Source organism: Streptomyces sp. NPDC001137 (assembly GCF_040298885.1).
In the GTDB taxonomy this organism is placed as follows: Bacteria; Actinomycetota; Actinomycetes; order Streptomycetales; family Streptomycetaceae; genus Streptomyces.
Map to the genome: position 1 here is coordinate 36,241 of NZ_JBEPBA010000027.1, position 25,573 is coordinate 61,813.

Annotated in this window: 28 protein-coding genes and 1 pseudogene; 28 read left to right on the forward strand and 1 reads right to left on the reverse strand. The window is 67.4% G+C overall.

Features of this window, described 5'->3' with window-relative positions; genetic code table 11:
• Nucleotides 1-23: 23 nt before the first annotated feature.
• From ABT254_RS38005 to ABT254_RS38045, 9 genes are all read left to right on the forward strand, one after another.
• Complete coding sequence (locus ABT254_RS38005; RefSeq protein ID WP_351480890.1) at nucleotides 24-521, forward strand: phage tail tube protein; 498 nt, start codon at nucleotides 24-26, stop codon at nucleotides 519-521.
• 5 nt (nucleotides 522-526) lie between these two features.
• Nucleotides 527-1,114: a hypothetical protein gene (locus ABT254_RS38010; RefSeq protein WP_351480893.1), complete on the forward strand. Its 588-nt coding sequence runs from the start codon at nucleotides 527-529 to the stop codon at nucleotides 1,112-1,114.
• Nucleotides 1,115-1,257: 143 nt separating this feature from the next.
• Nucleotides 1,258-1,446 carry a hypothetical protein gene (locus ABT254_RS38015; protein WP_351480895.1) on the forward strand — a complete coding sequence of 63 codons (189 nt, stop codon included), beginning with the start codon at nucleotides 1,258-1,260 and terminating at the stop codon, nucleotides 1,444-1,446.
• 63 nt (nucleotides 1,447-1,509) lie between these two features.
• The gene (locus ABT254_RS38020; protein WP_351480896.1) at nucleotides 1,510-6,474 is read left to right on the forward strand and encodes a phage tail tape measure protein; all 4,965 of its coding nucleotides are present in this window, start codon (nucleotides 1,510-1,512) and stop codon (nucleotides 6,472-6,474) included.
• A complete protein-coding gene (locus tag ABT254_RS38025) occupies nucleotides 6,471-7,382 on the forward strand; it encodes a hypothetical protein (RefSeq protein WP_351480898.1) in 912 nt (303 codons plus the stop codon). Before ABT254_RS38020 ends, ABT254_RS38025 begins: the two co-directional genes overlap by 4 nt.
• Nucleotides 7,379-8,311 (forward strand): hypothetical protein, encoded by a 933-nt coding sequence (locus tag ABT254_RS38030; RefSeq protein ID WP_351480900.1) that lies wholly within the window; start codon nucleotides 7,379-7,381, stop codon nucleotides 8,309-8,311. Before ABT254_RS38025 ends, ABT254_RS38030 begins: the two co-directional genes overlap by 4 nt.
• 6 nt (nucleotides 8,312-8,317) lie before the next feature.
• Nucleotides 8,318-9,412, forward strand: coding sequence for a hypothetical protein (locus ABT254_RS38035; RefSeq protein WP_351480903.1), 1,095 nt, complete (start codon nucleotides 8,318-8,320; stop codon nucleotides 9,410-9,412).
• A gap of 15 nt (nucleotides 9,413-9,427) precedes the next feature.
• Nucleotides 9,428-11,713 (forward strand): hypothetical protein, encoded by a 2,286-nt coding sequence (locus ABT254_RS38040; RefSeq protein WP_351480906.1) that lies wholly within the window; start codon nucleotides 9,428-9,430, stop codon nucleotides 11,711-11,713.
• A 20-nt stretch (nucleotides 11,714-11,733) separates the two neighbouring features.
• Entirely contained in the window at nucleotides 11,734-13,065 is a 1,332-nt protein-coding gene (locus tag ABT254_RS38045; protein WP_351480908.1) for a glycoside hydrolase family 6 protein, read from the forward strand.
• Between the two features lie 88 nt (nucleotides 13,066-13,153).
• Here the strand turns inward: ABT254_RS38045 and ABT254_RS38050 are convergent, their stop codons facing one another.
• Nucleotides 13,154-13,897, reverse strand: coding sequence for a hypothetical protein (locus ABT254_RS38050; protein ID WP_351480911.1), 744 nt, complete (start codon nucleotides 13,895-13,897; stop codon nucleotides 13,154-13,156).
• 22 nt (nucleotides 13,898-13,919) lie between these two features.
• Between ABT254_RS38050 and ABT254_RS38055 the strand changes: the two genes are divergently transcribed.
• The 19 genes and pseudogenes from ABT254_RS38055 to ABT254_RS38145 all read left to right on the forward strand — a co-directional run bounded on the left by ABT254_RS38055 (nucleotide 13,920) and on the right by ABT254_RS38145 (nucleotide 25,569).
• A complete protein-coding gene (locus ABT254_RS38055; RefSeq protein ID WP_351480913.1) occupies nucleotides 13,920-14,279 on the forward strand; it encodes a hypothetical protein in 360 nt (119 codons plus the stop codon).
• Between the two features lie 57 nt (nucleotides 14,280-14,336).
• Nucleotides 14,337-15,029: pseudogene (locus tag ABT254_RS38060) on the forward strand (N-acetylmuramoyl-L-alanine amidase); the annotation flags it as partial.
• A 105-nt stretch (nucleotides 15,030-15,134) separates the two neighbouring features.
• Complete coding sequence (locus tag ABT254_RS38065) at nucleotides 15,135-15,392, forward strand: peptidoglycan-binding domain-containing protein (RefSeq protein WP_450833022.1); 258 nt, start codon at nucleotides 15,135-15,137, stop codon at nucleotides 15,390-15,392.
• A 5-nt stretch (nucleotides 15,393-15,397) separates the two neighbouring features.
• Nucleotides 15,398-15,613: a hypothetical protein gene (locus tag ABT254_RS38070; protein WP_200682375.1), complete on the forward strand. Its 216-nt coding sequence runs from the start codon at nucleotides 15,398-15,400 to the stop codon at nucleotides 15,611-15,613.
• Nucleotides 15,614-15,719: 106 nt separating this feature from the next.
• A complete protein-coding gene (locus ABT254_RS38075; protein WP_351480916.1) occupies nucleotides 15,720-16,061 on the forward strand; it encodes a histone-like nucleoid-structuring protein Lsr2 in 342 nt (113 codons plus the stop codon).
• 326 nt (nucleotides 16,062-16,387) lie between these two features.
• The gene (locus ABT254_RS38080; RefSeq protein WP_351480919.1) at nucleotides 16,388-16,888 is read left to right on the forward strand and encodes an ATP-binding protein; all 501 of its coding nucleotides are present in this window, start codon (nucleotides 16,388-16,390) and stop codon (nucleotides 16,886-16,888) included.
• 357 nt (nucleotides 16,889-17,245) lie between these two features.
• Complete coding sequence (locus ABT254_RS38085; RefSeq protein ID WP_351480921.1) at nucleotides 17,246-17,809, forward strand: hypothetical protein; 564 nt, start codon at nucleotides 17,246-17,248, stop codon at nucleotides 17,807-17,809.
• Nucleotides 17,810-17,968: 159 nt separating this feature from the next.
• Nucleotides 17,969-18,307, forward strand: coding sequence for a hypothetical protein (locus ABT254_RS38090; RefSeq protein ID WP_351480923.1), 339 nt, complete (start codon nucleotides 17,969-17,971; stop codon nucleotides 18,305-18,307).
• A 55-nt stretch (nucleotides 18,308-18,362) separates the two neighbouring features.
• On the forward strand, nucleotides 18,363-19,466 hold the full coding sequence (locus ABT254_RS38095; protein WP_351480925.1) for an AAA family ATPase: 1,104 nt from the start codon (nucleotides 18,363-18,365) through the stop codon (nucleotides 19,464-19,466).
• A 149-nt stretch (nucleotides 19,467-19,615) separates the two neighbouring features.
• A complete protein-coding gene (locus ABT254_RS38100) occupies nucleotides 19,616-20,677 on the forward strand; it encodes a hypothetical protein (RefSeq protein WP_351480928.1) in 1,062 nt (353 codons plus the stop codon).
• Nucleotides 20,678-20,768: 91 nt separating this feature from the next.
• Nucleotides 20,769-21,653 carry a hypothetical protein gene (locus tag ABT254_RS38105; RefSeq protein WP_351480930.1) on the forward strand — a complete coding sequence of 295 codons (885 nt, stop codon included), beginning with the start codon at nucleotides 20,769-20,771 and terminating at the stop codon, nucleotides 21,651-21,653.
• Between the two features lie 106 nt (nucleotides 21,654-21,759).
• A complete protein-coding gene (locus ABT254_RS38110) occupies nucleotides 21,760-22,104 on the forward strand; it encodes a hypothetical protein (RefSeq protein ID WP_351480932.1) in 345 nt (114 codons plus the stop codon).
• 65 nt (nucleotides 22,105-22,169) lie between these two features.
• Nucleotides 22,170-22,598 (forward strand): hypothetical protein, encoded by a 429-nt coding sequence (locus tag ABT254_RS38115; protein WP_351480933.1) that lies wholly within the window; start codon nucleotides 22,170-22,172, stop codon nucleotides 22,596-22,598.
• The gene (locus ABT254_RS38120; protein WP_351480935.1) at nucleotides 22,595-23,119 is read left to right on the forward strand and encodes a hypothetical protein; all 525 of its coding nucleotides are present in this window, start codon (nucleotides 22,595-22,597) and stop codon (nucleotides 23,117-23,119) included. The genes ABT254_RS38115 and ABT254_RS38120 overlap by 4 nt, the downstream gene beginning before the upstream one ends.
• A 30-nt stretch (nucleotides 23,120-23,149) precedes the next feature.
• Nucleotides 23,150-23,614: a hypothetical protein gene (locus ABT254_RS38125; RefSeq protein WP_351480937.1), complete on the forward strand. Its 465-nt coding sequence runs from the start codon at nucleotides 23,150-23,152 to the stop codon at nucleotides 23,612-23,614.
• A 145-nt stretch (nucleotides 23,615-23,759) separates the two neighbouring features.
• On the forward strand, nucleotides 23,760-24,107 hold the full coding sequence (locus tag ABT254_RS38130; RefSeq protein WP_351480940.1) for a hypothetical protein: 348 nt from the start codon (nucleotides 23,760-23,762) through the stop codon (nucleotides 24,105-24,107).
• 81 nt (nucleotides 24,108-24,188) lie between these two features.
• A complete protein-coding gene (locus ABT254_RS38135) occupies nucleotides 24,189-24,353 on the forward strand; it encodes a hypothetical protein (protein ID WP_351480942.1) in 165 nt (54 codons plus the stop codon).
• Nucleotides 24,354-24,430: 77 nt separating this feature from the next.
• Nucleotides 24,431-24,748, forward strand: coding sequence for a hypothetical protein (locus tag ABT254_RS38140; protein WP_351480945.1), 318 nt, complete (start codon nucleotides 24,431-24,433; stop codon nucleotides 24,746-24,748).
• Nucleotides 24,749-25,128: 380 nt separating this feature from the next.
• The gene (locus ABT254_RS38145; protein WP_351480948.1) at nucleotides 25,129-25,569 is read left to right on the forward strand and encodes a hypothetical protein; all 441 of its coding nucleotides are present in this window, start codon (nucleotides 25,129-25,131) and stop codon (nucleotides 25,567-25,569) included.
• The last annotated feature ends 4 nt before the right edge of the window (nucleotides 25,570-25,573 follow it).

A 25,573-nucleotide genomic window follows, 5' to 3' on the forward strand; every position in this document is an offset into this window, starting at 1 on the left:
GTCCCGGAATCGGACAGCAGACCTTGCAGGTAAAGAAGTTCTCCCGGCGCGGAGTGACCCGCGTCCTGTGGCTCAAGACCGTCGCCGACACCGGACACGTCCCCACTCGCGCCGAGCTCACGGCCGGCACCGACCTGACGGATGCGATCGCGGCGATCGACGGCTGGACACTCCAGAACCAGGCCATCGAAACCCCCGACCTCGGCTCGACGTTCGAGTCGAAGATCCCCGGCACCGATCAGGCCGACGACTCCTCCCTCGGCTTCTACGAGGACAAGGTGTCCGACGAGATCGAACAGTTGCTGAAGAAGGACGGCACCGGCTGGGTCGTCTTCCTCCGCAAGGGCGATGTCGCGGGCTCCCGCTCGATGGACGTGTTCCCGGTACGGATCGGATCGCGGTCGCCGAACTATTCGACGGACAACGAGGCCGCCAAGTTCACCGTGAACTTCTCGATCACGGAGAAGCCGACCCAGGACGCCGCTGTCCCGGCCGCCACGGCGCCGAAGGTCGAGAAGTGATGCCGGTGGCCACGGAGACCAAGACCACTCCTGCCCCGCCCGCCCGGACTGTTGCCCGTGATGCGCACTGGGCGGCCAAGCTGGCCCGGCTCCGTGCCCGCCAGCTGCCCGAGTACACGCTGGTGATCTGTGACGACCAGGACGCCAAGCGGCACCTGGACGAGACGCTGCGAGATCTTGCCCGTTGCCGCATGGCGGATGCAGAAAACGGCCGGGAGTACAGCGATGCGACGGCGAAGGCCGAGGCTGAGGTCGAGACCGCACAGGAGATGTTCGACTGCGTCGCGGTGGAGTTGACGTTCAGGGCGCTGCCGCGGCCGATCTTGGACGGGCTGATCAAGAGGTTCCCTCCGACCGAGGCGCAGGCTGAGGACGGGGACGCGTGGAATCCGGAGACGTTCCCCGCGGCTCTGATCGCTGCCGCGCACATTGAGCGGGACGACGAACACAACACCGTGGAGGGCATGAGCGAGGAGGATGCGCAGGACCTCCTCGATTCGTGGCCGGTTGCCGAGTCGAACGCGCTGTTCGCGGCGGCGTGGCAGGCCCAGCAGATTGTGCGCACCAGCACCGTGGAGCTGGGAAAAGGCTGATCACCGACGTACAGCTCCGTACTGAGCTGGAGCTGTGCGACCGCTGGGGCATTCCGCACTCGCAGTTCCTTGGTGCGGGTGATGGCCGCTGGACGGAGCTGGACCGGGCGAAGGCCCTGGCGTTCGCGTCGTATCAGCGGACGGTGTGCGATCAGTGCGGGACCCGGGCCGCGGAGTGGAACGAGGAGCAGGGCGGTGACCGGTTCGCGTACGTCACCACGAGCGTGCGCTGCACCGGCTGTGAGCTGATCGCGCACGAGCAGGACCAGGTGCCGGACGGCCCCGACGGGTACGGGGTGCGGATCGGCTTGGTGCCACGCGCCGGGCAGTAGCGGGCGGTTGAGGGCGGCAGGGGGCTAGGAGGAAGGGGCGCGGGGAGGTAGGGGCACCGGCAGGTGTCGTCGTACACGCTCAGCGTTCAGGCGCGAGCGGACTTCTCCCATCTCCTCTCGGAGATCCGGCAGGCATCCCGCGCCATGCGCGGCCTTGGCCGCGACACCGCCACCCTCAACCGGCACCTCAACCAGATCGGGACCAGCGCCCGCGGATCGTCCACGGGTCTGCGCGCGCTGACCCGTGATTCCGATCGTGCCCGTGCCGGGCTGCGCCGTGTTGGCGCGGACGGGCACGCGTCGATGCGGCAGCTCCGCCACGGGCTGCTCGGCGCCCGGCAAGAAGCGCACCACCTGCGCGGCCTCCTGGTCGGCGGCGGCATCGTCGCCGGGCTCACGGAGATCGCGAAGGAGGGCAACGAGTACCAGCGGGCCATCAACAAGTGGGGCGCGGTCACCAACGCGTCCGGCCTGGAGATGGTGCAGGCCGCGGCGAAAGCCCGCGAGCTCGGCGCCGACCTCAAGATTCCCGGCACGTCTGCGGCGAAGGCCGCGGACTCGATGCTGGAGCTGGCCAAGGCCGGCCAGACCAGTACGTCGTCCATCGCGAACGCGCGGGCTGCGATGCAGCTTGCCGCGGCCGACAACCTCTCGGCCGCGGACGCCGCCCGGTATCTGGGCGACGTCATGGACCAGTTCGGGCTCAGCTCGAACAATGCCGGGCGTGCCGCCGACGTGCTCGCGGCGTCGGCGAATGCCGCCTCGGGCGGGCTGCAGGACATCTACTACGCGATGTCCTACACCGGGCCGGTCGCCGCCCAGCTCGGCATCTCCATCGAGGACACGTCGGCTGCGGTGGCGATGCTGGCGCGCTCCGGCATCCTCGGCTCCAAAGCAGGAACGTCCCTGCGCGGGATGCTCACCAACCTGTCGCGCCCGACCGCGCGAATGAAGCGGGGCCTGGCCGAGCTGGGCATCGAGGCGTGGGACACGCGGGGCAACTTCAAGGGCCTGCGCACGGTCATCGAGGGCTTCGAGCAAGCCCAGCACCGCATGTCCCAGAAGGACTTTCTGGGTTCCCTCGCCGACGTGGTCGGCAAGCCTGCGCTCGCAGGCGCGTCGGCTCTGGCACATCAGGGTGTCGAGTCCTTCGACCAGATGCACACGGCGATCGCCCGCACCGGCGCGGCCGGGGAGATCGCCGCCTCGCAGACCAAGGGCCTTGCGGGTGCGGTCACCCAGCTCAAGACCCAAGCCTCCAACACCGGACAGGTCCTGTACACGGCGGCCGCACCCGGACTGGAGAAGGTCACGCGGCTGATGACCTCCGGGATGGCCGCGGCCACGCCCGGCATGGCGGCAGCCATCGACTACGTGCACGACCTGTACACGCTGGCCCGCCCGTCCGTGTCCAAGGCCGTCTCGGCGGGCTTTGACGAGGTCGGTGATTCGCTCGGCGGCTTGGGCGGGCCATTGAAGGACCTCGCCTTCGATACCGCGGCCGCGGGGTTCAACGTCCTCATCAACGGCGGCCGCGCTCTCATCGACATCCTGCGCAACGTCGGCTCCGCCGTCTCCCCCGTCGCTGACGCCATCGGCGACGTCGCGGAAGAGGCTGATGCGGGCGGTACCGCACTCGACATCATCGTCACCGCATTGAACCTGGTCTCCGCCGCCGCAGGCACCGTATCGGGCGCGTTGGTCCCGATCGGGCATGTGGTGGCCGGTCTGGTGCGCGGGTTCGGGGCGCTGCCGGGGCCTGTGCAGACGGCGATCATCGCGATGCTCATAGCACGTCGGGTCGCTCCCATGATGTCGAGGCTCGGTCAGACGGTGTCCGGGCCTGTTGTGGGCGCGTACCGGTCTCTCGGTGACCAGCTGCGTCTCCAGCAGCACCTTGCTGCTGCGCAAGGGCAGTCGATTGGCCGGATCGGTCAGGCCCTCGCGGTGGTGCAGACCCGCATTCCGGTGGTGGGGCAGATGGCGTCCGCGTTCCGCAACGCGAACGGGCCGATCACCGGAGTAGCGCGTGCGATCGGTACCGGAGTCGGCGGCGCGGCCCGCGGACTGATGGGTGCACTCGGCGGGCCGTGGGGTGCGGCCTTGGCGGCGGCTGGTGTCGGCCTGTCGATGCTCGCCTCCCACCAGCAGAAGGCCGCCCAGGCGGCGGCTGAGCACCAGTCGCGGATCAGCAGTCTCACCCAGGCGCTGCGCGAGTCGAACGGTGCCGTGACGGAGAGCGTCCGTGCCGCAGCAGCGCAGCAGTTGATGGACACCAAGGTCCTCGACGGCAAAGAGCGCCTGGTCGACGTCATGAAGGACGCCGGCGTGCCTATCAAGCAGCTCACCGACGCCTACCTCAGTCAGGACGACGGGCTCGGGAAGCTCCAGAAACGCATGGAGGACATCGCCGCGATCAACCTGGAGCCGGTTCGTGGCGGCGGCGTCATGTACACCGACGTGGGCCAGAAGGCTCACGATGCTGCTGAGGCCCTCGGCTCCGTGAAGGGCGAGATGTCCCAGGCGGTGCAGGATGCCCGCGATCTTGCCGACGTGAACGGTGCCGCGGGCCGGTCCGCAGCCGATGCGGTGGGGCCGTTCGGCAAGTTCTCCGACGCAATGCGCCGCCTGTCGGACACGACGGCAGACGCCGACTCCCGTGCCCGGGCCCTGCATGACGCTCTGAACATCCTGGCCGGCGGCTCGGTGAACCTGTCCGCGGCCGAAGCAGGGTTGAACCGATCGGTGTCGGACGCGGCCGAGGCGTTGAAGGGCGGCGTCGATAGTGCCCAGGGATACGGAAAGTCCCTGCTGAACATGGATGGCTCACTGTCCACGGTCACCCGCAACGGGCAGAAGCTGTACGACCTGCTGCAGGGCCTGTCGACGAACTCCGCGGACGCCGCGCTCGCCGCCTACCAGTACGCGGAGGCGAGCGGGAAGTCCGTTCCCGAGGCGCTGCAGGCCGCGCAGAAGCAGATGGAGACGGCCCGGGATTCGGCGATCTCCACGGCCGAGGGCTTCGGCCTGTCCGCCGAGCAGGCGGCGAAGCTCGCCGACAATGCCGGTCTGGTCCCCTCGCAGGTGTCGATCCTGCTGCAGACGGCCGGCATGGATGAGGCGATGGCTGAACTCATCGCGGTTCAGCAGGCGTTGAAGGCTCAGCCGGACAAGAAGACCATCACGATCTCCACTCTGTCGAACAATGCTCGCGAGGATCTGGAGAAGCTCGGCTTCAAGATCAAGGACTTGAAGGACCGCCGTGTGGAGGTCACTGCCCCGACTGATCTGGCGCGCACGGATCTGGATGCGCTGATCTCGAAGATCGCTCAGACTCCGGGCGGCAAGCACGTCAACGTCACTGCTTCGACGCAGGCGACGATCGACAACCTGGAGGCGGTCAAGCAGAAGATCGCCGGGGTACCCGGCGGCAAGACCGTGACGCTCAGCGCGCCCACCGGCGAGGCTCGGCAGCAGCTCGACGCTCTGGGCATCAAGGTCGCCGACATCCCGGGCAGCAAGAACGTCACCGTCACGGTGCCTACCAGCGGGCCCGTCTCGGCGGCGGGGAGTATTCAGAGCGCGATCAACGGGATCACGGGCCGGACCATCGGCGTCGGCGTGTCCCTCAGAGCCACGAGCTGGGATCGGGACGGCAACGGTGTCCCGGATGCGATCCAGGCCCCGCAGGCGCGCGGGTCGGTGATCGACTACTACGCGAACGGTGGCGTCCGCGAGAACCACATCGCGCAAATCGCACCGGCCGGATCGTGGCGTGTGTGGGGTGAGCCCGAGACGCACGGCGAGGGCTATGTGCCTCTTCGCAGGTCGAAGCGGCCCCGGTCGAGGGCGATCACCGAGGAGATCGTGCGGCGGCTGGGCGGTGACCCGTCCGGCATCGAGTGGTACGCGGATGGCGGTCTGTCGAACTGGTCGTACCAGCCACTCGGCGGCTCCGGGTTCTCGGTGTCCGATGTCGTCTCCAAGTCGCAGCGCAAGGGCAAGGGCGGCAAGGAGCACTTCGACCTCGGCATGTTCGAACGGAACCTGCGTAAGTCCGTCCGCACCGCCTCGGCCTGGCGTAACGACTTGGCGACCGTGTCGCGGCGGGCTGGACCCGATTTCGCCAAGGCATTGGAGGAGATGGGCGAAGACGGTGTCGCGCTCACCCGCAAGATGGCGCGCGGCTCCAATAAGTACGTGAAGTCGATGGCTGCGCAGCTCACGAAGCTCGCCGGCACCGCGAAGGCCACGCTGGCCGACTACACAGGCCAGTTGAAGAACGCGGTCAAGGACTCCACGACGTTCCAGAACAACCTCGCCAAGCTGGCCTCCAGCGGGTACGGGGCTTTGGCCACGCGGCTGGCGGAGCAGGGCGATGAGAACGCTGAGGCGCTCGCCGCCCAGGCCGTACGCGACAAGAAGAAGGCGAAGCAGGCCAACAGCGCGGCCCAGTCAGCGGGCAAAACCCTCGACTCGGATCAGCTCGGCGACTTCGTGAAGCTCATCGGCGCCCTGGCCAAGGGGCGCGGCATCCACGCGGTGGCCGAGAAGGCAGGGCTCGACGAGGACCGGATCATCGAGATCGCCAACCGCGGCAAGGGCCAGATCAAGGCCACGGGCAGCAAGGCGGACCGGTTCCTCGCCGACCTGGTGAAGGCGAATGCCGGGAAGGCGTACGCGAACGGCGGCATCTGGGAGCCGGGGGTGTACTCCTCGAGGAACGGGCTGATCAAGTTCGCCGAGCCGGAGACTCGCGCCGAGTCGTACATCCCGCACGCGGTCGCGAAACGTGGCCGGGCTACCGCAGTGCTGTCCGAGACCGCGGACCGTTTCGGATACGGGCTCGCCCCCAAGCGTCTGGTGGATGCCGGGGCGGGTCGGGCGCAGGTCGTGGTGGTGCATCAGGCGCCGGCGATCGGCCAGCAGACCATCCACGTCACCCGTGCCGGAGCGACCGCGAACGACATCGCCTCCGCCGTCTCGTATCAGATGCGCCGGGCTCGCCGCGGAGGTGTTCTGCGGTGAGCACGGAACTCAAGGATTTCCAGCTGGAGTTCGCCGGGATACGACTCGGCCACGGCACCAGCATCCCCATTGCCCGGATCGAAGGCCTGGCCCGCCCCGGTGTGCGTGGGGAGGTCGTCGAGCGTCCCGCCGCGGATGGCGTGTGGCTGAGCCCGGACTGGTACGAGGCTCGCACCCTGCGCATCGACTGCGGCGTGAAGACGCCCGGTGATCCGGCTGCTGCGGCCCGCATCGTGGCCCAGATCGAGGATGCCGCAGACGATCCTCGGGTGCGCACGGTCGGCGGGGCGGTGATGCCGTTGCGGATCAAGTGGCCTGGCGCACCGGTCCGTGTCCTGTACGGGCGGCTCCGTAAGGCCGAGGCGTCGTGGGAGGAGGCGGCCTTCGGGTGGGTGCCGCTCGACGTCGAGTTCACTGCTGATCCGCGCTACTACGCGGACGCCGAGCAGAGCATGGAGCTGAAACTCGGGTGGCTGTCCGGTGGCGGCTTCAGCGCCCCGGTGCAGGCCCCCATCCACGTGAGCGACGGCAGCCTGTCCGGTCAGAACCGGCCGGGCTGGGTCACCAACGGCGGGAACATCGACGCGCACCCGGTGCTCACCATCTACGGGCCGTGCGCGAGCCCGGTGATCACGCACGTGGAGAGCGGCCGGCAGATCAACCTCGGCATCACCATCCCCGCCGGCGAGCACGTCACGGTCGACACCCGGCCCGGCCAGCGGACTGTGACCCGGAAGAACGGCGGCACCTTGGCCACCACGTCCCCGCTGGGCGACTTCCGTCTGCCTCCGGGACGTTCGGAAATCCGCTGGATCGCCGCCGATCCGACCGCGTCCGCCCGCCTGAAGGTGGCGTGGCGTGACGCCTTCAAGACCCTGGTTGACCCGAAGGAGACCCCCGTCCGATGACGCTTGCCCAGGCCCCGCTGCTCGTGAACGGTGCCACCCACTCCGCCCAGACGTTCCGGCAGATGATCAAGGATCTGTCCCATGGCTCTGAAGGAGTCACCGAAGCCACGGACCTGAAGGTGACACCTCTGCCGGTGCCCGGCGGCGGTGTGCAGATCGCTGACGGGTCCGCTGTGATCCGGGGCAGGGCGTCGACGTGGCAGGGGTCGTACACGGCGTACAACATCGGCGCCGCGACCGTCCCGATCGCTCCCACCGGCGCGACGCCGCGATCCGATCTGATCGTGCTGCGGGTGCAGGATCCCGAGTTCGAGGGCGGGCTGGATCCGGCGACGGATGCGATCAACTTCTTCGACGTCATCCCCAACGTGTCTTCCACCGTGTCGTCGGCGCCCAAGGGGGTGACGGGAGTGGCGTTGGCCCGAGTCGACCTGCCGGCGAGCACGGGCACGGTGACGGCCGGGATGATCCGCGACGTGCGGCGGGTGGCGAACCCTCGCCGTGAGCGCACCTTGTACACGGCGTATCCGTCGAAGTTGACGAAGGCGTGGAAGGACGACGACAAGTGGCACGACTGGCCGTCTGAGGCGCGCTGGCAGATACCGGTGCCCGAGTGGGCGACGAAGCTGATCCTTACGATCACGCTCGCTGGTCTGCGGATGGACTTCGATTCGCTGTATGGCAGGCTGCAGCCGGTGTTCGGCACGATCGAGGGTCAGGACACTGTCGTTGACGACAATCAGGGCAAGGTGGTGCGGCGCTCGACTGCTGTGGTTGCCGACACGATCACGCTGCCGGCCTCGTACCGGGGCACGACGCAGACGCTGTTCATGCAGGCGAAGATGTCGAAGGACTGGAAGGGCGATCTCGGCGTCGACGGCGGTACGTCGATCATCGCGGACATCGAGTTCACCGAAGGCCCGGTGTGACCTGCTGTGGCGTACCGGTACCTGGTCCAGCACGCCCTCACGGGGCAGTGGCTGTCGCACGATCTCCCGTTGAAGAACGTCGAGTTCGGTCCCGAGCTGAATGGGCCGGGAGAGCTGCGCGGCACGCTGTCGCCCCGGCTCGCGTCGTCGTTGCCCGAGCTCATCCAGAACCCTGGCAACGCCCTGCTGTACGTGGAGCGGGACGGGCTGCTGCGGTGGGGCGGGCTCATCTGGCAGGCCGAGCCCGAGGGCAACGAGCTGCCGGTGGAGGCCGCTGGTTGGAGCTCGTACCTGTACAAGCGCCACGACCTGGACGGTGAGCTCGGCGGTCGCGGCCCGTACGTGAACACCGACCCGTGCCGGGTGATGCGGGACATCGTGTCGTACGCGCAGTCGATCCCCGACGGCAGCCTCGGCATCACTGTGGACGCCACCACGTCGAAGAGTACGGTGGGCACGCCCGCGGAGCCGTGGCACTCGCGCTGGTGGGAAACCCCGGTCCTCGGTGACCTCTTTGATGATCTGGTGAAGGCCCCGGACTCCCCGGACTACACCTGCGCCACTTGGTGGGATGCGGATCGGCGCCCGGTGCGCCGCATCCGGGTCGGCTATCCCCGCCTTGGGGCACGCCGTACGGACATCGCGTTCTCCACGGACACCAACATCACCGACTCCACTCCCGTCACGTACAGCGCCGACGAGTACGCGCAGGTCGTCATCGCCACCGGAGCCGGTGAAGGCCGAGCTCAACAGCGTGCCATCGATGCCGTACGCAACAAGCGGCTCCGCCTGGAGCACGTTCTTGAGCTTCCCGACGTACGCGGCCGTGACGTTCTCGCACAGCGGGCGCGCGCCGAGCGGGCGTGGCGGCAGAACCTCGGCCACGTCGAAGAGATCACCGTCCGCAATCATCCGGCCGCGCCGATCGGGTCGTGGCAGATCGGCGACGACGTCCACGTCTTCGTACGCGATGAGTGGGGCACGTGGTCCGGCTGGTGCCGCATCACCGGCTACACCATCCGCCCCGACACCGACGCCGGTGAGACCGCCACCCTCCGACTCGAACCGTCCGGCGTCCACGAGTACGCCACCGCCGCCTGAACAAGGACCCATCTCTTGCCCACCGACATAGGCACTCGTCTCGCCCGCCTGGAGAAGCTGCTCCGCACCGCGATCCGCGCCCCGAAGCTGGCGAACGCCAGCTTGGAGAACGGCTCCGTCGACGTGTACGACGAGAGCGGCTCCCTGCGCGCGGTCATCGGCCAGCAGCCAGACGGGACCAGCGGCGTTATCGCGGTGAACGGCCCGCGTCCACCTGCCCCATCCGTGCCGGAGGTGGAACCGGTGCTCGGAGGGCTCAGGGTCACCTGGGACGGTGCCTTTACTGATGCGGAAGCGGCGCCCTTGGATCTGTCGCGCGTGCAGGTTCATGTGCTGATGTCGGCGAGCATGCAGGCGGATCTGCGGTGGCCGACCGCGACGATCGAGGCCGCTTCCGGTGCTTCGGTCACCATCTCGGTGAACCACTATGGGCCGCTGTGGGTGCGGCTGGTCGCGGTGAACACCTCCGGCATCCCCAGCGTCGCCTCGGATGCCGTGCGCACGTCGGCCCGGCGCGCAGTGTCGGGGGATCTCGGTCAGCAGGTCATTCAGCAGGGTCACATCGCGGTCGGCGCCATCGCGACCCCGCACCTGGCCGTTGGCTCCGTCACCCCCGACCACATTGCGGTCGGCCAGGGCACGAACTTGGTGCCGGATCCTGGGTTCGAGGGCGCGGCCACGGCGAACACGGTCGCAGCGGGCGGCACGGCGTGGTCGTTCGCTCCCGGTAACCGGACCGGGGTCGGGATCCGTCTCGACTGCACTGCCGCAGCCGAAACGTACTGGACGCTGCCGTTGGCGACTGTGCCGGTGCTGGCTGCCTCTCAGCTGTTCCTCGGCATCGATGTGCTGGTGTCCGACGATCTTGCCGCGAAGGCCGTGAAGATCCTCGCCCGCTGGGAGAACAGCACCGGCGAGATCCTCGGCCACGGAGTCGCCGAAGCCACCAGCTACGTGCCGGGGGTGTGGCAGCGCATCACGGGGCAGGTGGCCGCACCGCAGGGCACGACCCGCGCGGTGCTGTGCCTGGAGGCATCCGCCGCGACCGCGGGGTGGGTGGTGTTCGACAACGCGCAGGCCCACACGATCTTCGGGGATGTCACCGGCGGAGCCCGGGCTGAACTCGGGCCGCAGGGACTGAGGTTGTACGACGAGGACGGGGAAGAGGTCGTTTCGCTCGTCTCCGGGCAGGCCAACTACCTGACCCTGCGGGACGGCACCACCAGGGTCGCGGCGATCGGCTCGACCGGAGACGCCTCCTTCCAGGACCTGAACGTCGCGGGGAAGGTCACTATCGGCGGCGACGACCTCACCGACCTGTATGACGGGCCCCGCGGCATCGTCGCCATGGACTGGATGGCCACCGGCGTGAAGACCACCACCGGTACCGAAATGGGCTACGTCGAGTTGGCCTTCGACGCCGAAGAGGGCCGCATGTACCGCGTGGTCTACAACGGCACCGCGGAATGCTCCCAGACCGGCGGCTCCCTGGTGCTTCGGCTACGCAGCGGCTACGCCTCCGCACCGTTGATCAGTTCCACGCAGTTGCAAGAGGCCCGCCATCCCCTCACGTCGACGCGCCGCGAAGCACGGCTGGAGTTGATCGGTCAGTGCGCACAGAATGATCTGTTCCAGCCCGGGCGGAATCGGCTGCTGCTCACGTTCACGAGCGACAGCGGCGCTCCCGCAGGCCAGCAGGTCACCCTCACAGGCGCGAAGGGCCGCATGGGGCACCTGAGCGTGGAGGACATCGGCGAGCAGGCACCGGACACCGGTGTCTACAACACCGGTGGCGCCGTCGTCCCTGACCCTCCGGTGAAGGTGAAGCGTGAGTACAAGGCGTCCTGGTCAGGGAGTTACGCGAACCGGTCCGGATACAACTCGTACTACGGTAACCGCATGGTGGCCGGCTACTTCTCGGCGAACAACGGCACCCAGGCCGCGCTCGTGGGGTTCGGCGGGAGCCTCGCCAAGGACCTCGCTCGCGCGAAACTCCTCAAGGTCGAGGTGTATCTGTACGCCAACCACTGGTACTACGCCTCCGGCGGCACCGCCGTCCTCAAGGTCCACGGCCACGCTTCACGTCCGAGCAAGTTCTCGGCGGACCAGACCGGCTCGAAGACCGTCACCAAGTGGGCGCGCGCCAGCGGCCAGTGGGTGGACATCACCTCGATCTTCGATTCAACGAAGTTCCGGGGCATTGCGATCGACCCGAACACCACCAACCAGACCTCGTACGGCATGTTCGACGGCATCGGCCAAGGCCATCCGCCGCGACTGCGCGTCACCTACATCAAGTAACCCAAGGAGCAGAGCTACCCGTGGCCGCACTGTACGGAGACCTCATCATCAACGGCACCTTCACCGAGGGCACCACCGGCTGGTGGTCCGGCGACCCGGCCATGGTCACCCTGGCCGCGCCCGGCGACGGCCTGGAGGCCACCGCCACCACTGATGCCGCCAATCTCTGGGATGCCCCCTTCGGGCAGGACAACATCATCCTGCGGTCCGGCTGTACGTACACGCTGAGTTTCACCGCCCGCGCCAGCCAGTCCGGCACTACCCTCCGGGCGCAGGTCGGGCTCGGCACAGACCCGTGGACCGCTGCCCTGGACAAGACCGTGACGCTGCCCGCGGTCGACACTCATGTCGTGTTCTCCTTCACCTCGAGAATCGACACCACGGCCGGGCAGATGAGTTTCCAGTTCGGCCAGGGAACGGCGGTCACAGTGCACCTCAGCGACGTGCGGCTCACCTCGTCCACAACCCGTGAGGGCTTCTACGTTGATCCGGACTCCAACGCCGCGAAGTGGGTGGCCGCCAACCCGAACGATCCGCGGTCGGCGAAGATCACCCAGGCCCTGGTGCAGCGTCCTGCCGCGAAGTGGTTCGGCGACTGGAACAAGGATGTCCAAGGCGATGTCGACGCCTATGTGACTGCGGCCGCCGCTGTGGGGCGGCAGCCCCTCCTGACGGCGTACAACATGTTCAACCGGGACAACGGCGGCCACTCCAGCGGCGGCCCCAAGTCTCCGGAGGAATACCGGGCTTGGGTTGACGGCTTCGTTGCCGGCATCGGCGACCGGCCTGCTCTCGTCATCGTGGAACCTGACTCGCTCAGCCAGATCGGCAGCCTTCCGACTGAGGCAATGCGCGCCGAACGCACGCAACTGGTCGCCTACGCTGCGGACGCCCTGGCCTCGCGCCCACTGGTGCGGTCCTATCTCGATGGCGGCAACGCCACTTGGATCCGGGCCGACGAGATGGCGGCCCGGCTCGCCGCAGCAGGGGTAGCCCGTACAGCAGGCTTCGCGATCGGGGTGGCGAACTACGACTCCACGGACGTCTCCTGCACCTACGGGCATCAGGTTGCCCAGGAGCTGGCAGCACGCGGCACTCCGGGCGTCCGCTTCGTCATCGATACCTCCCGCAACGGCAACGGCGCGATGGACGGAAGCGGGCAGCACGTCGACTACTGCAACCCGGGCGGGCGTCGCCTCGGTGTCCCCTCCTCGATCGGCGTCGGCGGCGCCGAATACCTCCTGTGGATCAAAGTCCCCGGCGACTCCGACGGAATGTGCGGCGTGGCCCCCGACGTTCCTGCCGGCACGTTCTCCCCTCTCCTCGCCGCACACCTCATCGACGGCCAGTAGAGCCCAGTACGAGGGCGGCTCCGTGCCAATTCCCGCTACAGGCACACCCGCGTCCACCGAGCATGACGATGCATCTGTGGGCTGGGGTTCATCCCATCCAGCCAAAGCTCAGAGGATGGCGGCGCGCCCGGAAATCCGCGCGCATCCGAGCAACCCACTGCTCCAGTTCGGCGACGCAGTCCTGTCTCTCACGGTCCGTGGTGTCGAGGATGTGGGTCTGCCACCGCGGATCGTTGGCCGTCCACGACGTCCACCGATGCCAAGCCATATTGGGTGCGCCCGTGTCAATGATGACCTCCGGGCGGAGCTGGGGATCGTGTGCGTGACCCCGATGCCAGGCCGCCCAATTGATATACGCATCGATGGCGGCTTCCGACCAGCGTCCCGGATCACGATCAACCAGACGCCTACGCCGTTCAGCATCGGCCACGTCGACCAGGCACATCGCGATCCCGTCCAGCAGAGGCGCCGACGGCGAGGCCAGGATCTCGCCGAGCGGAGTCTGGGCAGTCAGCAAGAGGTCCACGCCGTCGGCCTGGTACTCGAGCGCGCGCTGAATCCACTCCTCGGTGATGTGGTTTCGCCAATACCGGGGAGGGTCTTGCGGGACCCCGCTCTCATCCATCTCGTGGACAGCGAGCCGGTCAAACCGTTCCCCGACGGGGAAAGCGAGCGTGGACTTACCCGAGCAGCTCGATCCCGTAAGTATCAGCAGCATCCAGACAAGCTGGCAGGAAGGCGGCGCGCGCTGCCACCGGATTTCGTCGCTGGCGATCACCTCGGCGTAAGAATCGCAGGCCTTCTTGGGCCCCGTACGATCGAAGTAGGGCACGGGGCCGCCGGGAGTGGTTGCAGTGTCCGTGCCGCCGAGTGCCGAGCCCACGCTGTGGGAGCTGCACCGTGCCGTCTCGCAGCTGCGTGAGGACCTTCGCGGCGACCTCGCACAGCTGGCCGCGCGGCTCGATCAGGTCGTCACCCAAGACGTGTATCGGGCAGACCAACGGGCGGTCGATCAGCGCATCAACCAGGTCGAAGCAGGTATGGCCAGCTTGCGCAGTGACCATGACCAGAGCCTGGAGCGTGCGGAGTTGCAGCGGCGCGAGGACCAGACGCAGGCCGCCGCGACGAGGCGGCTGGTGATCTCGTCCTTCGTGGCCCCGCTGCTCCTCATGGCCTTGCAGCTTTGGATCGTCTCGCGCGGGGCATCGCCGTAGCCGAGGGCTAGCGGGTTCAACATCAAGTTCGGGCGCGGGGAGATTTCGAGCGCCGAGTTGGCAACACCTCTTACTCCTGACCGGCTGGTCGCGGCACTGCACGCTGAGGGCGTACGTGTCGTCGAGCGTTCTGGCTGGCGGTCCCACAATCGAAACCACAAGGGTCCCTGGGGGCCTGTCCGTGGCGTGATGATCCACCACACGGTGACGTCCGGCACGAGCAACACCGTCAGCATCTGCGAGCGCGGATACTCGGGGCTGCCGGGCCCGCTCTGCCATGGCGTGATCGCGAAGGACGGTACGGTCCATCTGGTCGGGAACGGCCGCGCCAACCATGCCGGCCGTGGCGACGGGGACGTGCTCCGTGCAGTCACCGCGGAGCGGTCCCTTCCTTCGCCGAACCAGGCCGACACCGACGGCAACACGTCGTTCTACGGCTTCGAGTGCGAGAACCTCGGCGACGGCCATGACCCTTGGCCTGCCGCCCAGTTGGAGGCAATCGAGCGAGTCTCGGCCGCACTGTGCCGCGCGCACGGCTGGGGCTCGGCGAGCGTGATCGGGCACAAGGAGTGGCAGCCCGGAAAGGTCGACCCCAAGGGCTTCACCATGGGCTGGCTCCGCGGCCGGGTCGCCGCACGTCTGAAGTCGAAGCCCTCGGGCGGCAGTTCAGATACGGGATCGAAGGATGGCGGGGCAGCAACGTACGCCGTCAAGAGCGGCGACACGCTCTCCAGCATCGGGAAGAAGCTCGGTGTCAGCTGGGAGCACCTTGCCCAGGTCAACAAGATCACGGCGCCGTACGTCATCAAGGCCGGGCAGAAGCTCACGATCCCCGGGAAGCCCGCCGGCGGGACCATCACGCCGCCTCCGTTTCCGAACGGTCTTGCTCCGGACTGCTCGTCACCGTCTGCGAAGGGCCTTCAGCAGGCGCTGAAGGACACCGGCTGGCTCGACCGCTCGGTGCCACTCTCCGACAACTACGGCCCGCAGACCCAGAAGTCCGTGGCCGACTTCAACCGCAAGCACAACCTCTTCACCACAGGCCGCCCCAACGATCCTTCGATCGGCCGCCGCGGCTGGGACCTCCTGCACCGACTCGCCTACGGGAACTGATCACCTTGATCGACTTCATTCACGCCCACAGCACCCGCCTGTACGCCATCGCCGCCGCGGCACTGTCACTGATCGCCTACTACGTTCAGGACCTGCCGACCGGACTGATCCTCGCCCTGGTCGCCGCGGTCCTTGGCACCGGCGAAGCCATCCAGCGCGTCGAGGACCGGAAGACCCACCAAGCCCTGCTGCTCGATCCTCCTTACGCCGACAAGGGCTGAAGCTGAGCGCCTCGATGCCTTGGTGACCGGACGGAGAGATAGCAGCACCGGAGCCCGACCGCTTGCGATTGCGAGATGTGCCGGAACGTGTCCTACGATCCCCTTCATGGCCCAGAAGGTAGTCACAACATATGTCGACGATTTGACTGGCGAGGAATCGTCGGACATCGCCACGCACAGCATCCTCATCGACGGAGCCGGGGTCGATATCGACCTCACAGATGAGAACTACGAAAAGCTCCTGGAGATCTTGAACCCCTATCTCCAAGCTGGGGGCGCCCGAAGGATTCGCGGCGCAGCGAGGGCAAAGGGAAAGCCCAAGGCATCGCCTGGCAGCGGGGCCGACTCGTCGGCCATCCGGGCTTGGGCGAAGGAGAACAACATCGAGGTAAACGACCGCGGTCGCGTTCCGGCCTCCGTCCGCGAGGCTTACGACAAGGCTCGCTGATACTTGCCGAATAGTTGGTGCCCCCCGCTGCTGCGGGGGGCACTGTGCATTCCACTGTCATTGCACAGCCGCACGCTCAATTCGGCAACGGGCCTCGGGCCGCCGCCCGGCGGGGGCACTAGGGACATGGCTCACAGCACGCGAGTGATCGCGCATGACTGGGCCGCCCCAACTCAGAGTGGATCACGGGAGTGATATCACCGACGAAATGGTGCGACCTCTCCCAGGCTGCCAAATTGACGTCCCGCCATCGGCTGACCGCACTCGGCCGGTCACGGAGCCGGCGGCCCGACTCAAGGAGGCCGCGGCCACTCCGAGGAGGTCTCATGACGCTGTGCCTCACCCTTCGCAAGCTGCCCTACGCATTCAAGGTCGCTGCCGACGCTCAAGCTGTGGGGCCAGCGCGTCGCCTCGTTCGCGAAAGAGTGGAGAGCCTGGACCTGGAGCAGCAGGCCCCATCACTGGACGACCTTGAATTGCTCACTGCCGAGTTGATCACCAATGCCGTGGTGCACACGAGCGCGCCGTGCGTAGTGTGCATTCGGTGGACGGGCCAACGGATTCGCGTTGAGGTAACGGACACCGACACACGAGACGTGAAGGCCACGGTCCCACCGACGAACGACGAACACGGGCGCGGCCTGTTCCTCGTGGACGTCCTGGCGGCTGCTTGGGGCAGTTACCGGGAGCCGGCGGGCAAGACGACCTGGTTCGAGTTGGCTGCGGATTCGGAAGATCCTCTGCTATCTGGTACCGCGCATCCGTCCGCTGACTGCCGGGAAGGGCAGGCGGCCAGAGGCGCGGTAGAGGCCATCTATTCCGGGTGAGCCTGGCCTCTCTGTAGGCGTGCTGAGTCAGAATGCAGCCGTGGTCGCGATCAACGAGTGCGCCCGGATACCTCGACAACATGCTGTTCACGCGCCTGGCCGAGACGAGTCACATCGGTACGACCAGACTCAGTAGCGATCTTGTGCGCCAGCAGGTCTTTCGTAACTTCCGCAGGCAGCGCAACCTGGTTCTCGCTGCGCTCTACGGTGATGAACCACCGCAGGCGGAACGGAACGCGCGGCGACGCATGAGCAGGTGAGCGCCTTGCCGGCGGCGCTCCCTCGCGTGCGGGATTCGTCACTGTAGCGGCTATTCTGCTATGTCCCGGATGGTGGAGTAGCAGGAAGGAGGCCGTCGTGGCGAAGCCGCTCATCGTGGGCCGCAAGGAGTTCGCGAAGATCTATAACGTTGCGCCGACGGCGGTCAGCGACCGGTGGATCCCGGCCGGGATCGTCTCCTACGAGGATGCCGTGATCGTCTCGGGTAAGCCGTACTGGCCCGGCGGTCTGGCGGTGGACTTCGCGCTGCCGCCGGGCAGCCGCGGCCGGCAGTTGGACGAGTCGCTCCTCGCCCAGTTGGAGGAGGAGCAGCAGGCGACGGTCCGTCCGATGAAGAAGGGCGAACTGCCGCCGCTGGTGGGGCTGCAAGAGTACGCGGCGCTGTTCGGTGTCAGCCAGCATGTGGCAGCGAATGCTCGTAACCGCGGCGGCGGGATGCTGCCGTCAGAGGACTACCTTCTGGGCGGCTCTCCTGTGTGGCTGTTGTCGACCGTCCTTGAGGGCGCGGAGCACACGATGGCGCAGAGCCGTGGTGGCGTGTGGCAGTTGCAGGAGGATGTTGCTGCGGCTTTGCGGGAGGGCCGCTACGACGGGCCCGGGTCGGCGATCGCCGCGCGAGGCAAGGCCGCAGCGGGGGCGTAGCGTCGTCGCGTCCGCCGGATTCGCTGTCTTGGAGCGGTTCGGCGGAGTTGCCCACCCTTCGATCCATAGTAGAATTAACCTCATCCGCTAAGGGTGCATGCGTGAGTCGCAGCGATCGCATGCAAAATAGGCTGCGATACATCGAACGAGGAGGGGTAAGTGATCGTGCAGCTAGAGCTGCCCATCGCGGCCATACAGCAACCCGAGAATCCAGGCGGCAAGCTGACGATCCAGGAGCGGTTCGAAGCCTTCGACCAGCTCAACCCCTGGATCCTCAAGCACCTGGAGAGCCTCACCGCCGACTGCATCGAGCGCGGACTCAGGCGCATCGGCATTGGGATGCTGTTCGAGGTCCTGCGCTGGCAGTACGGACTCGCCACCCACGGGGAGCCCTGGAAGCTCAACAATGACTTCCGGAGCCGCTACGTGAGACTCCTCATCGACCTGCACCCAGAGTGGTCGCCCCTGTTCGAGATCAGGAAGATCCACACAGCCTAGAAATAGGCCAGTGTCTAACTTCCCATGAGTCTCTTGGAGATGTTCTGTGTCCAGCATGACCGTGCCACGCCTGCGCACCCGTAAGCCCACCGGCGTCATCCCCTGGCCGATCGTCCTGATCGAGGGGGAAGAGAAGAGCGGCAAAAGCCACCAGGCTGCGGCGTTCACCGGCTCCGAGCAGACCGGCCAGGCGTACTGGCTGGAGCTCGGCGAAGACACGGCCGATGAGTATGCGAACGTGCCGGGTGCGGACTACCTGCTCATCGAGCACAACGGCAGCTACCGCGACATCCTCGGCCAGATCGAGGCCGTGCACGCCGAGGCCAGGCGCGCTGCCGCGGCGAAGGAGAAGCCTGTCGTCCTGGTGATCGACTCGGTGTCGATGCTGTGGCGGATGCTCGTGAACTGGACCAATGAGCGCGCCCACCGCACTCCGAAGAACGAGGCGAAGCTGCGCCAGGACCCGGATGCCGAGATCAGGCCCTCCATGAACCTGTGGAACGACGCGTCCGAACGGTGGCAGCGGGTCATGTATCTCGTGCGCACTATGCCGGGCATCGTGATCCTGCTCGCCCGTGGCAAGGAAGTGGCTGCCGTAGACGGCAACGGCGATCCGATCCCGAAGACGAAGGACTGGCGGGTGGAGGGCCACAAGTCCCTCGCCTACGACGCGACGGTGTGGGTGCGGCTGCAGCGCGACAGCGATCCGCAGATCATCGGCGCCCGGTCGCTGAAGTTCGAGGTGCCACGCAGCGGCAAGCCGAAGACGCTGCCGGGCTTCTCCATCGAGAGGCTGGTGTTCGGTCTGATGGGCTGCTCGATCCACAACCAGCCCAAGGTCGCCCCGGAGCTGACCGGGGATCTGGCGCAGCAGTGGATGCCGAAGGTCCACAAGGCGGCCGAGCAGGGCGTTGACGGCCTGAAGAAGTTGTGGCGGCAGGTCGAATCGGACGAGGACCTCAGCCGCAACGAGGTCCTCCTGGTGCGCGCTGCCATCGAGCGCACGGCCGCCGAGGTCAAGAACCCGAAGAAGTTCAGCGACCCCACGAGCGATGACGTGGCGCGGCTGCGGGCGGCGGCAGCTGAGCAGCAGGACCAGGCCGCCGAGGACCCGGGCGACTTCGAGGAGTTGCCGCCCGACGAGTTCGCCGCCGCCTGACCTTCGCACCCTGCCGGGGCCCGCTGTGACGGGTCGGGCCCCGGCGTGCCCTCTTGGAGACTGCTGTGATCGCCACCACCTTGAGTGCGCCTGCTTCCTTGTCGATCTGGGATGCCGCGCACTCCGCTGATGCCCGCCGACCTCGTTCTGTGCAGACACAGTTGGGGGCGTCGGACACGATCTGCTCACGCCGCACTGGATACATCCTGGCCGGCGCGGAGCGCACGAACTCCGGGGACAAGCGCGCCGCGATCCTTGGCACGTACATCCACCAGGGGCTGCTCGAAGATGCCCGCCGTGAGTACGGGTGGCTCATAGAGCGGACCGTCGCGGACGGGACCTTGCGCGGGCACATCGACGTCGTACAGCTCGATGCCGCCACAGCGGCGCGGCTGCCCAAGCGGCATCGTCCTGCCGAGCCTGCCGCGCACCTGACGGTGGAGGACGTGAAGACGAAGTCGGGCCGCGTCTGGGACCGGGTCGTGAGGTTCGGGCCGACAGCAGCAGAGATGCGGCAAGTCCTGTTGTACGCGGACCTGTTGCGCACGGTCGGGTTCGCGGATGTTCCTGGCCAGCGGTACCTGCACAGGCTCGGGCCGATCGACGTGCAGCGCATCCGGTTCCGCTTCGTATGCCGGGATACGGGCGAGGAGCACATCGAGGAGTTCGTCTTCGACGAGTGGCTGGCTGCTCAGGCTCGTTGGTGGGTGGACCGTGTCGTGGAGGCGGACTCTCCGGAGGAGCTGCGGCGCGATCATGACGGTCCCGGCCTGTCGGTGATCTGCGACAACTGCCCGTTTGTTCATGCCTGCTGGCCGGGTGTGCCGCCGGGGCGGCCCGCGCAGACGATTCTCGTTCACGACGACGAAGACCGCGCGAGGGCTCTCGCCGACTACGTGCGCGCTCATGAGCGATTCCGGGAGGCCAAGCGGGTCAAGGAGATGGCGAGGGCGATGCTCGACGACTCCCCGGAGGGCAACTACGGGGACAACCACCTGGGGTGGGGCGGTGGCAACGACAAGGAAGAGTCGGATGTCGCTGCGATGGTCGAACTGTTCGAGGACGCCGACTTGGTCGTGCCCATGGTCCCGGACGAGAAGGCCATGATCCAGATTCTGCGCCGGGCCGGCATGGTCGTGCCCCGGCGCAAGGCGGCCGGTCAGAAGACTGCCCGCACCATCAAGGTCAGCCGGGCCCGTAAGACCTCCTGACGGCCTCTGTGGCGGCCCCGCACGGACGGTGTGGGGTTCGCCCTTTCTTTTGATCTTTCGAAGTCTTATTACCGCCTTGGAGGCATGCTCCGTGTCGATTCTGCGCCGCCACCTCAGCACCGGGTTCACCGTGCTGCCGACGGCCACCCTTGAGGATTCCCGTCTGTCGTTTCGGGCTCGGGGCGTGCTGGCGTTCCTGATCTCGAAACCGGATGCGTGGAGGGTGCGTGCCGAGTCGATCGCGAGCGCAGGCAAGGAGGGCAAGGAGGCGATCAAGACGGCGCTGCGCGAGCTGAAGGACTTCGGCTACTACCGGGTGGTGACCGAGCGGCTGGCGGACGGGACGCTGAGCCGGATCACCGAGGTGTACGACACGGCACAGGAGTGGGCGGCCGAGGAGTACCGCAACTTGGAGGCGCGGCGAGTGGCGCGCAGGCTGAAGAAGCAGCTGGATCAGGGCAATGCGGCCGCCGACAAGGAGTGGCGCGAGGGGGGACGAGGCAGTGACGGGGAGGAGGCCGGTGGCACCGAAGGCGGGTTTTCGGGCGCCGGTTTTCCGGACGCCGGTTCACCGGACGCCGGATCTTCGGGCGTTCTAGTTAGTAACCAGAGCCAATATCCAGAGAAGAACCCCCCTACCCCCACCGCTGACGCTGCAGGGGAGCCGGGTGACGCTCCGCTCGACGAGACAGAGGCGGGTTCGTGCCCGACGCATCCGGATAAGCCAGGCCGTGCGTGCCGGGGCTGCGGCACGAGTCCGAGGCAGCTGCGGGCGTCGCAGCAACGGGCAGAGAAGGAGCGGTTCAAGGCCCGTGAGCGGGAGGCGAATGAGCGGGTGTTGGCGCAGGTGCGGCGTAAGCCGGGGGTGGAGGGGTTGTCGGAGGTTGCGCGGCAGCAGCTTGCTGCCATGCGGAGCAGGAGGCGGGAGGCTGCGGCTGGTGGCGGGGAGGTAGAGTCGTCGCCAGAAATAGGCTGATGTATAAATGTGCAGCGGTGACCGTTCGGGTGATTTGCCACCCCTGCCGCACATAGTAGAATTAACTCTATGAGTAGGAAGGGCCCGTTCACCTTGGGAGGCACACATGAAGTACGGCTCCATCTGCCGCGGGATCGCTTACATGCCCGACGACGAACTCATTGACCCTTTCACCAGGGCGAGGATGTTCCAGGTGACCTCCCGGGGCGACGAGGTGCGCGTGATCGCCTATCACGGGCAGAGCTCCGTTGAGGCTCAGCGCCGGCCGGGCGGCAAGGGGTGGGAGGCGCTGGCGCTCACGCAGCAGCCCAAGGGCGATCTGCCATTGACGGGGGTGCTATTCACGGACATCCCGCAGTGCGCATGGAGCACGCTGGACCTGGCGGTCAGTGTGCTGCGGAGCCGGTTTGGCGACCACTTCACGAAGCGTGTGGCGCTGAAGGTCGAGTAATCGCAGCTGGTTGTGCACTGACACAAAATAGGCCAGTGCACAACCAGCATGGAGGATGGATAGACATGCTTGATGTGACTGCCAAGGCGGCCGCGATCCGTGCCGACTACGGGCCGGACGAGCAGCGCGCTCTCGCCGTGTACAGCGACGTGCACGTTGCCCTCGAAGAGGCCGGACTGCACCCGTACGTAGAGACCCGCGGCGGCCTGGCCATCTGCGCCTTCGCCGACGACGGCACGCTGTTCGTGGTCGCCTGCGATGACGCCCTGCCGTTCAACCGCTGGGCACCCAGGGCGCTCACGGGCTGGCACCTGAGTCATGTGCCCGAGGATGGGCCGGCTCCCGCCTGGCGGTGCGTGGTCTACGACAGCCTGCCCCCTCATCCGTGCCGCTACGAGGTTGGCGACCTGGACCTTAGGCCCCTCACCGAGGCCGCGACGGCTCACCTCGCCGCCTGCTCGCATCTCCGCGAACCCGCCGGGGCCCAGGCGTGAACCTCAACGAGGACGACCTTCAGATGGCGGTGCGTGACTTCTTCTCACCAGCGTTGCTCCTGGAGTTCATCGACCTGCCGGATCTTCGCGCCCGCCTCCGGTGGGGCGAGAAGCAGTTCGATGAGGGGCAGCGCGACCGTAGCGTTCGGCGCCTCGAGGGAGAGCCGGATGCCGGATGCCTGACCCGCTGGGCGGCCATGCCCAGCGGGTGCGGGTTTCGCTACGACGTCGATGCTCGTGGCGGTGCGCGGTCCGGATTCGTGTACTGGCATGACGTACACCGGACGGTGAACTCCCGCCTGACGCCCGTCCGTTACGGGTTCCTGCGCGCGGCGGTCGAGGCCGTAGCAGCGCACGAAGCCGCGTACGTTCCGGGCCCGGTCCCCTTCCGCACGCCCGAGTTGTGGACGTCCCTGTTCTACCGCCCGTGGGCACGCCGGGCCAGCGGCCTGGAGCTGAAGGCGTCGGCCGCCCTGGATGCCATCTGCCCGCCCGCCAAGGCACAGCCCGCCTTGTTCTGATTCCACGCGACAACAAGAAGGCCCTTCCCCGTGATCACCTCCACCACTTCCGCAGCCTGGACTGCCGCCGCGCCGTGCGCCGGCCTCGACGGGTACGTGCCCAGCGAGGATCTGGTCCGCAGCAACCCCAGTGACGTCATGAAGGCCTGCGGGCCACTCATGGAGGGCTGCGCGCAGCTGTGCCCGTTCGTGCTGGAGTGCTACGAGCGGGTGCGGCCGGAGGCGAACCGGTTCGACGGGGTGTGCGCGGCGCGTACGTGGGTCAACGGACGGGCCGTCGCTGTGGCCGCAGGTGCACCTGCTCTGTCGAAGCTCGCCTCGCAGGCGGGTACGTGCGGGACGAGCAGCGGGGTGAAGGCGCATCAGCGGCTCGGGGAGCCGTTGTGCGGACTGTGCCGGGTGACGTCACAGCGGGCGGAGGTGCGGCGCGCGGGTGCGGCGAGCATCCGCAAGCGCGCCTCTCGCGCCGGCCGCGAGGCGCGCGCGGCAGCGTAGAGGCGCACGCAACGAGGCATCCCTCGGGGCTCTGACCTGCGCAAACGAAATTGACACCCCCTCTAAAGATAGTAGAATTAATCCCAGTTGGGAAGGGGAAATGCGCCCAACTTCCCCTGGAATACGAGAAAAGGAAGCACCCCTGATGCGCACGATGACGCCGGACCCGCTCGCCGTTCTGCAGCTCGCCACCATGCACAACATCACCGAGGAGCAGGCCGCGACCGCCATCAACTGGGCCGCGCACATGACGGTGCACGCCTGGGAGGCGTACGCGGACACGCTGGGCCTGGTGAAGAAGGACGGCGCCGCGATGGAGGCATGGTTCAGCACGCTCGGCCAGGATCTGCGCAGCTCCGTACTCGATGACGCGGTCACCGCGGTGGTCGGCGCCGACCGTGTGCTCGCCGAGATCTACAGCAAGCAGGACGGCCAGCGGCCTGCCCGCGCACGAGTCATGCGCACCAACCGGCCTCGCGTTCACATCCACTGACGCTCCGCGACTTCGGCCCGCCTCGTACCGGGGCGGGCCGCGCCATGCCGCCATCTCAACTCAACGGAAAGGAGACGCCTCATGGGCGCTCTCGACTTCTACACCACCACCGGCACCGACGTGCACACGGCCTTCAACACTGCCCGCGCGCAGGCGGGATGGGAGTACGGGCCCGCCGGCGCACTGCCGATCACGGCGGTCGACGGCTCAGGCGCCTGGTTGTTCTTCGGCGTGGCCGCCTACTGATGCCCGCCGCGGGGCTGCGACGCAGCGCAGCCCCGGCCCGCCACGCCTGTCCGGATCCCCGAAAGACGATGACCACCGTGCTCGACAAGCACCTGCCGCTTGAGGCGGCCGCCGAGATCATCAGCAACCTCGGCCTGAACAGCACCCAGACCCGTCGGGCCAATCGCACGATGCAGCGCATCGTCTACCGCGCCTGGACCCGACGCAGCCGAGCCGAACAAGCTGTGCCGTTCGAGGAGTTCGCCGATGAGGTTCCCGCCTGTCACTGGCCGTTGATGTTCGAAGTGTGCGGGCTGGTCCTGCTCGGCCGCGACACGGATGCCTGCGTGCTGATCACCGCAGCCCGACGTCTACAGGCAGCGCGCGAAGGCCAGGCGAGCGACAGCACCCACTGATCGACGCCCATCCGACGAGAAGGACTCCTGTGATCCTCAGCCCTCGCGAGATCGCCCGCGTCGGGCTTCGCGACCGATACCCCGAAGACGACTTCCCCAACCGGCAGATAGCCCTACGCGTCCGGCGTGCTCTGAAGCGCCGAGACCGCCAACGCACGCGGGCCGACATCGACGCCTTCTTCGCGCGCTCACCTCTCCCCGACGAGGCCGACCACTCATGACCTGCCACCCCCGGCCGATCGGCACGCGGGACTCACGCATCAGCCACCACGTGAGCGTGCCCGCGACTTCTCGCGCCAGCCCGACCCCGGCACCCCCAGTCCCGTAACACGGGTGGCCGTCCCACGCCGCCACTCCCGCATCAACGAATCGGAATTCCCTTGAACAACCACACTCCCGTCCCGGACCGCATCGTGCGGGAGGCCCGCACCATGCACGACTTCTTCTCCTGGGGCCTAGCCGCTTGCGACGGGCACATCCAACAGGCCCGCATCACCTACGAGTTCTTGCCCATGTGGGCTGTCGCCAGTCCAGAAGCTCGCCGCTACGTGCTCCTGCTCGCCACCTGGGACGCCCGCGGCGCCACCGTGGACTTGGCCGAAGCACCCTCGATCACCGGCCCGTACGCACAGGCTTTCACGCAGAACGCCGCAAAGTGGGCCCGGCAGAACGCGGACGGCGCAGCAGAGTTGTTCTGCACCAGCCTGCACTCGGCGTACAACGCCGCCAGCTCCCTCGCCTTCGACCGGGACGACCACGCGGTATCCCTGCAGACCGTGCTCCTGCTGAAGACTCTCGCGCTCAAGTCGGAGGCGCAGTGAGGAC